Annotated in this window: 11 protein-coding genes; 2 read left to right on the top strand and 9 right to left on the bottom strand. The window is 51.8% G+C overall.

All coding sequences use genetic code 11. The features are described from left to right. Positions 1 to 81 precede the first annotated feature (81 nt). Positions 82 to 471: a DUF7147 family protein gene (locus tag GJ1_RS13505; RefSeq protein ID WP_066233409.1), complete on the top strand. Its 390-nt coding sequence runs from the start codon at positions 82 to 84 to the stop codon at positions 469 to 471. 57 nt (positions 472 to 528) lie between these two features. On the opposite strand, the gene GJ1_RS13500 is transcribed toward GJ1_RS13505, so the two are convergent. From GJ1_RS13500 to GJ1_RS13475, 6 genes are all read right to left on the bottom strand, one after another. Continuing rightward, entirely contained in the window at positions 529 to 798 is a 270-nt protein-coding gene (locus tag GJ1_RS13500) for a YlbG family protein (RefSeq protein WP_066233401.1), read from the bottom strand. Between the two features lie 18 nt (positions 799 to 816). Continuing rightward, positions 817 to 1,263 carry a YlbF/YmcA family competence regulator gene (locus GJ1_RS13495; RefSeq protein WP_066233399.1) on the bottom strand — a complete coding sequence of 149 codons (447 nt, stop codon included), beginning with the start codon at positions 1,261 to 1,263 and terminating at the stop codon, positions 817 to 819. Between the two features lie 137 nt (positions 1,264 to 1,400). Continuing rightward, a complete protein-coding gene (locus GJ1_RS13490) occupies positions 1,401 to 1,766 on the bottom strand; it encodes a hypothetical protein (protein WP_066233394.1) in 366 nt (121 codons plus the stop codon). 40 nt (positions 1,767 to 1,806) lie between these two features. After that, positions 1,807 to 2,040 (bottom strand): YlbE-like family protein, encoded by a 234-nt coding sequence (locus GJ1_RS13485; protein WP_066233392.1) that lies wholly within the window; start codon positions 2,038 to 2,040, stop codon positions 1,807 to 1,809. 12 nt (positions 2,041 to 2,052) lie between these two features. After that, a complete protein-coding gene (locus GJ1_RS13480) occupies positions 2,053 to 2,442 on the bottom strand; it encodes a YlbD family protein (RefSeq protein ID WP_066233389.1) in 390 nt (129 codons plus the stop codon). 80 nt (positions 2,443 to 2,522) lie between these two features. Next, positions 2,523 to 3,530, bottom strand: coding sequence for a CAP domain-containing protein (locus GJ1_RS13475; protein WP_066233385.1), 1,008 nt, complete (start codon positions 3,528 to 3,530; stop codon positions 2,523 to 2,525). A gap of 189 nt (positions 3,531 to 3,719) precedes the next feature. Between GJ1_RS13475 and GJ1_RS13470 the strand changes: the two genes are divergently transcribed. Then, the gene (locus GJ1_RS13470) at positions 3,720 to 4,079 is read left to right on the top strand and encodes a YugN family protein (protein ID WP_066233382.1); all 360 of its coding nucleotides are present in this window, start codon (positions 3,720 to 3,722) and stop codon (positions 4,077 to 4,079) included. A gap of 38 nt (positions 4,080 to 4,117) precedes the next feature. On the opposite strand, the gene GJ1_RS13465 is transcribed toward GJ1_RS13470, so the two are convergent. The 3 genes from GJ1_RS13465 to ctaG all read right to left on the bottom strand — a co-directional run bounded on the left by GJ1_RS13465 (position 4,118) and on the right by ctaG (position 6,156). After that, the gene (locus tag GJ1_RS13465) at positions 4,118 to 4,411 is read right to left on the bottom strand and encodes an Asp23/Gls24 family envelope stress response protein (protein WP_066233379.1); all 294 of its coding nucleotides are present in this window, start codon (positions 4,409 to 4,411) and stop codon (positions 4,118 to 4,120) included. A gap of 336 nt (positions 4,412 to 4,747) precedes the next feature. Continuing rightward, positions 4,748 to 5,203, bottom strand: a complete 456-nt coding sequence (locus GJ1_RS13460; protein WP_066233377.1) for a DUF420 domain-containing protein — start codon at positions 5,201 to 5,203, stop codon at positions 4,748 to 4,750. Between the two features lie 50 nt (positions 5,204 to 5,253). Next, a complete protein-coding gene (gene ctaG / locus GJ1_RS13455) occupies positions 5,254 to 6,156 on the bottom strand; it encodes a cytochrome c oxidase assembly factor CtaG (RefSeq protein WP_066233374.1) in 903 nt (300 codons plus the stop codon). Between the last annotated feature and the right edge of the window lie 68 nt (positions 6,157 to 6,224).

Here is a 6,224-nt window from a genome sequence, read left to right as displayed (position 1 = left end):
CGCAAGGTTTTTTTTGGTTGCAATTCATGGAGATGGCCGGTAAAGTTAAGGATGGACGATGCTTGCAAGGGGGAGCTGTTTATGATCCAACGGTTCATCGAACTTGGCGAAGGGTATTCCGATATATATGAGCTGATCGAACTGGCGCGGGCCAACCGTCATCGGTTATCTGGCTGTTTCGCCTTCCATACAGTAAAAAAGGGCCAGCCGGTCGTCTCTTTGGCCGTTGTCCTTCATCCGACTGACCCGGGGGATTTCCAGCCCATTTACGTTTGCCGCGAAGGCATTCCCGACCCGTCCGTCAAGCCGAACAAACGGTACGAACTGTTTATGGAAGCCGCAAAGGAGCTGGGCATGGACGTCATTCATCTCGACGTCAAGCCATCGACGATGTTCGCCGAACTCGATTTATATTATCAGCATTTGATCGGCATTATGCGGATGAACCGCTTCATTCCTCCGCTTCAGTAAACAACGAAACAGCGAGCTTGCCAAGCCGTTTTCGGCCGACAGGCTCGCTGTTTGTTTTCATCCGAGCGGATACGGGGAGTCTTTTTCCTTCTCCCCTTTCGATTCAAACTCCAGCTTTAAAAACGGGCGGTACGACGGCTCGACCCGCTTGACGAATGGAAGCGAGGCGAGCTTTTTCATCACATGATCGGCTTGCTCCATGTCGCAATACAAAACGGCATACTTCAGCCGCTTGGAAATGTAATGAATGTTGCCGAACTTGCGCAACTGTTTCCCATGTTTCAGCGAATGAAGCCAAACAATAATCCCTTGCCGTTTTGGAAACATAGTCCCTTCCCCTTTTTTCTATGTGCGGCAACCGCAGCTTCCGCCCGCCCCGCAGCCGCCGGAACAACCAACCGACAAAAAGTACGGATTTCCGGTCGGCACTTTGACGTGTTCCGATACCGCTTTGCCAATCAGCACGCTGATCTCATCAAGCAGCTCTTGCATCGCCTTCTCCGCCTCCTTAAAGGCGGCGACCGTCTCATGCAAATCGAGCTCCCGCTTCGCTTCGCGCACTTCTTTCATCACGTCGCGGTAATCGGGATGGTATTTGCCGAAGCGCTGCACTTCCTCGTACCGCTCCTTCAGCTTGACAAAGCGGGCGATCAGCTGCTGGGCGCGGCGGTCTTGCTTCAGCCGCCAAAACGCGCGGCGATATTCATCCGCCACGTCCGACTCAACGATCATTTTCGCCAACACTTCTGCTTTATCTAAAATCTCGATGCGCTCGAGAGTCGCAATCCTCACCAATGGCACCTCCATAATTCATCATACCATGAACGGAACGAAAATGGAAAGGAAAGAGATAGCAAGGAAGAAAATCAAAAAGGCGATCCAGACTTTGCTGAATCGCCTCATCCATCGTTTACACAATCGCCTCCCTCTTACGGGATGACGACATCAAATTCGTGCACGATGCCGGTTGCTTTTCCGTCGTTGTAGACGAGCTCAAGACGGATGGTATGTTTTCCGCTCGGCAAACCGCGCACGATAAAGGCGGCCGTATACACTTCCGTCATTTTTTGTCCGTTGACATAAACGTTCACGTGCCCACCGCCGCTTCCTTTGCGAAATGGAAACTGAACGGCGACACATTCAATGAACACGTCGCTTCCTTTTACTTCATGCTTCACTTGCAGCGGACCGCCCGCCGCTTCGACTTGAGCGGGGAGAGACGGCGCCGGTCCAAAGGCATACGCCGCAAGCAGCATAATGCACACAAACCATGCGAACCACTTCGGCAAAGACATCACTCCCTTTCAACACTAGTCTTTGCCGTTGGCCGCTCGATTAGTCGCGCATGGCCTTAAACATTTGCCACATGAGCGACGCCATTTGCAACGATTGAGCGATTTTTTCCACCTTGTCAGGGATCGTCAGTTCATAGTGGCGCAAGGCGGCCAATTGGAACGCCGACAGCTCATGCGGGCGGCGGGCAAGAAGCCGGTACCAGCGCGGCTGTTCGCGCAAAAACGCACGCAACATCGGATTGGCTTGCACATATTGCCATACGTCTTTCCTCATCGCCACCACCCTTTAATCTTTCCGGAACGAAAACGGGTGCTCTTCTTTGTTCCTGCTCTCTAGGCCGGCTCCTTGAAATTCGGAAAGAATGCTTTGGATCGCCGCAATCGCCTGCTGGACGCTCGCCAAATGTTTTTGCACTTCAGCCGCATCCATCTGTCCGAGCATAGACGCCAGTTTGTCGAGCCATTTGTTCGTTCCTTTTCCTTCCTCTCTTTCTTTTTCCTTGCTGTTCTCTTCCCGGTACGGCTCCCATATGTCATCGTCTTCTCCGAACAAATACCAGTCCTCATACACTTGCTTCCATGTCTTTTTGCCGCTGCGCACCTCTTGGATGATTTTTGGATGTTTTTTGACAAACTGTTTGAACTGTTCAACGGAAGGATGCAGAGGCTTGGCCATAGCGGTTCTCATTCCTTTCACCCATTCATGCCTATCTGCCATATCATATCGCACCCAGCATACAGAGGTGCGCCCAATTTTTAGAGCGGCGTAAAGAAATTTTGCGTATAATAGTCAGCGTAGACGCCGACGCCCAAGCGGGTGAACTGCTCGTTCAACATAATTTCTCGATGGTTTTGGCTGTTCAGCCATCCGATGGTCGCCTCGACGCCATCGACTTGATGAGCGGCGATATTTTCCCCGGCGAGCTGGAACGGAATGTGAAGCGCGCTAAGCCGCTTGGATAAATCCCCATATTGCGGCGACTCGTGAGAGAAAAACCGGTGATCATGCATGTCGCGGCTATGTTTGGCGGCAGCAGCAGCGGCCTTGTCATCCCACATGAGAGGGGAAAGCCCGTGACGACGGCGGATCAAATTCGTCCAGTCAAAAATTTGTTTCGCACTGGCCGCATCAACCGCCCGCTGCTTTTCCTCCGACAGCGGGGCGGCCGCCGGCAGAGCCCCTCGGTAAACAAGCTCGTACGGCCGCAGCTTGACGAACGTTTCCGCATCCATGAGACGAACAGCCGCCACCTTTCCGGTGAATCGATCAACATACAGCTGGACGTAAACGCTGCCGACTTTGACAACCGGCCTTGACGAGTAATCTTGTTCAGACAACTCAAACCGGTAGATCCCGCTGCTCAACTGAATCTCAATGTTCGACAGCACCGGCATCGTTTGGAAAATCGTCTGCAGACGCTGGCCGACCGCGAACGGTTCAACATTCACCTTTTCTCCACCGACAAGGGCGGTGACGACCCGGCCGCGCGAGATGCCGAGCTGCACGTACGACTCCGGGCGGCGGCTGTACACCCACCAGTCATACCCGTAGGCTGATGGATCGATCCGATCCGGATCGCCGAGTTGCTTTTTTACCGCTTGCGCTGACTGGCCGATCAACACGGCCATGCCAGTGGTCGCTTTCGGTTCTTTCAACGTGTATCCATCCGTCTTCGGCTGCTCGGACGGGCCTGGGGGCGGCGGACTCGGCACAAAGTAATACAAACCGATCAAGAAAAACAAAAAAAGAAAAAACCATTTCACACGGCAACTCCCGCTTTCTGCACAATCTCCTTACTGTCATTATAGCCGTTTTTTGAAAGCAAAAAAAAGAGGGCGCCCAAAATGGCAAACAATTCGTTGAAAAGCAAACCGTTTTCGTACTATTATAAATGAGAGGATGATTTCCTGCTTGGCGCTTTTACATAACTTGCGTTGTTAGGAGGAAGAAGGATGAAGTTTGAAAATACTGGACTGGAAAATCAGACGGTCGAACTGTCCCGCCTTGACGACATTATGGAACGCCTTGGCTTTGTGCGCGCGGCGCAATGGGATTATGAGCGGGTCACGTACGATCGGAAATACGTCATCAAAGAAGGCACCTACTATTTGCGCGTTCAAGGGTACGCCATTGAGGGAGACGTCGATTCGCGCTATGCGCTCATTAAGCTGATCACGCCGATTTTAGGGAAGCATTACTATCCACACGGCGTCGAGTACGGCGATGATGAGCATTTTCCGTCCTCTCTTGTCAATCAATGCCAAAACGTGTTGGCCCAAGTCAAAAGCGAGCTTGAAAAAGTCAAGGAATAATCAAAAAACGCATGAGAGCATGATTCTCATGCGTTTTTTCACGGCATAACAAGCCGTTTGACGACAATGTTGACCGTCTCGGCGACGTACGGCGTCATCGCAGCGATCTCCTCGGCGATTTGCCGCTGCAACTCGCAGCAAACCGCCATCACCGGCGCTCCATACTGAATGGACAGCTTGACGGTGATGCGGCATCGTTCATCTTGGGCAACGGTGATGAACACTTCACAATCGTCAAAGGAGACTTCCGTCCGCTCGTGCACACACATCATCACAATCGTCAGCAGCGTCGCCTCCACGGCGCTCCGTTTCCGATAGAGGAAGGTGCTCATCGTTTTCTCCTCCCGCTGCACAAAATCACGCTTATTCTAGAAAGCCGGTGAAAAACAATCATTTCCCCTAAACCGATGGCTCTCAGGTAAAGTGATGAGCTGCTTTTATGGGGTTTCTCAATTTGAGAAACCCCATTGTTGCGCCGCATTTCCCGTTAAATCACCGGCCTTCTAGATTGGAAACGTTAACGTTTACGCTCTTTTATAGAGCCCTCGTATATTTGATCGACTGTCGAAAAAATAGACGACACGCTTTTGGGACAATGATATGTTGAAGCTTCCAGTTGCTTTTATATATGCTATGCGGCTTTCGCTGCCCTTGCTCCTTGTCCGCAGCTAAAAACCGAGCACCGCTTTGATGAGCGATGTCGTCTGCCCCCCTGGATAAAGGACATAAAGCAGCCAATAGACGACAACCCCGGTTGAGGCGCTGCCAAACCAGATGATGCTTGTGATCGGCCCAAGCCGACGGTGGCGGACCCGCTTGTCTTTTAATCCCGTCCAAATCGTGACAAGGCCAAACACTGCCCCGACCGTCGCTAAAATAATATGGAAAATGAGAAACAGCGTATAATACACTTTGACGTTCTCCGGCCCGCCAAAGCTCGTATTGCCGATAAACAACGTCCGCGACATGTAAATGGTGAAAAACAGCAAAGCAAACACCGCCGCCGTCAACATCACCTTTTTATGCGCTTCTATTCGCCTGCGGCTGATCAAATACCAGCCGTAGGCAACGAGCAAGGCGCTGATCACGATGCAACTCGTGCTGATTGTCGGTAAAACAGCCATCGCTTCTCTCCCTTTCTTCCTTGTTCATCGTTTTGACGGCCAACCGCGCTTTACAGTTTGGTCGGCCGCGGCTCCATATCCATGCTTGGTTCTTTCTCCCGCTCCTTCCGATACCATTCGCTGAAGATGAAGAACAGCATCGTCCCGTACACAATTTCCTGAATGATTTTCATCAACACGCCGCCGAGCTGCTGGTCATGGAGCGGTGACATCGATAAAAACATTTGCGGCCCCGTCAAGTCAAGCGAAGCCAACGTTCCTTGAGGAACGCATAGAGCCAGCGCGGCCATCCATGCCTTCGGGTCGGTGTATGTGGCGTAAAGCGGCGTATCGGTAAAAATAATGAGCGCGCAAGCCGGGGTCAACAGCATGCCGTCAGCAAAAATGTAGCCCATCTTTTTTAAACCCGACAACGTTTGCCAATCGGGCAGCCTATTAATAAGCGGCCACCACATGCAAAACGCAGCAACGAAAATGACCGAGGTAACGAACGCGTGCAGCCACATATTCATTTTCACGGCGTCAAAAATGAATGGAACGTGATAAAGCGAAAACAAACCGTTAAACAGCAACAATGCTACGATCGGCTTTGTCAACAGCCGAAACACGCGGCGCACCACCGCAATGCGGAACGCGCGCTCATAAAGCGGCGCCGGAATGCCTAAAATAAAACATTGCGGCACAATCAAATACAGCACCGCCATTTGCACCATATGGGCGGTGAACGTCAAATGACCCATCAAATCCAACGGAGACCCTTTGCATATATAAAGAAGCGCGATCCCTGTCAAAAAATACGCCTTCTGCGTCCCCGAAACCGCATCACCGAGGCCGAAACGCTGCCGCCATGGCCCGGTCATCCCAATGTACAGCAACGCAACCGCCGCTAACACAAGCAAAAAAAACGGACTCCAAAGGGCAACGGGGCCAAACATTTGCAACGATTGAAACATACGAATCCCCTCCTGATTTGTCCCTTTCCCATTATACTACACGCCGCAGCGCCACGGCTATTGCAAAA

Source organism: Geobacillus jurassicus NBRC 107829, from assembly GCF_001544315.1.
GTDB lineage: Bacteria > Bacillota > Bacilli > Bacillales > Anoxybacillaceae > Geobacillus > Geobacillus jurassicus.
Note: the sequence above shows the minus strand (reverse complement) of the source record. Positions and strands in the feature narration are given on the sequence as shown.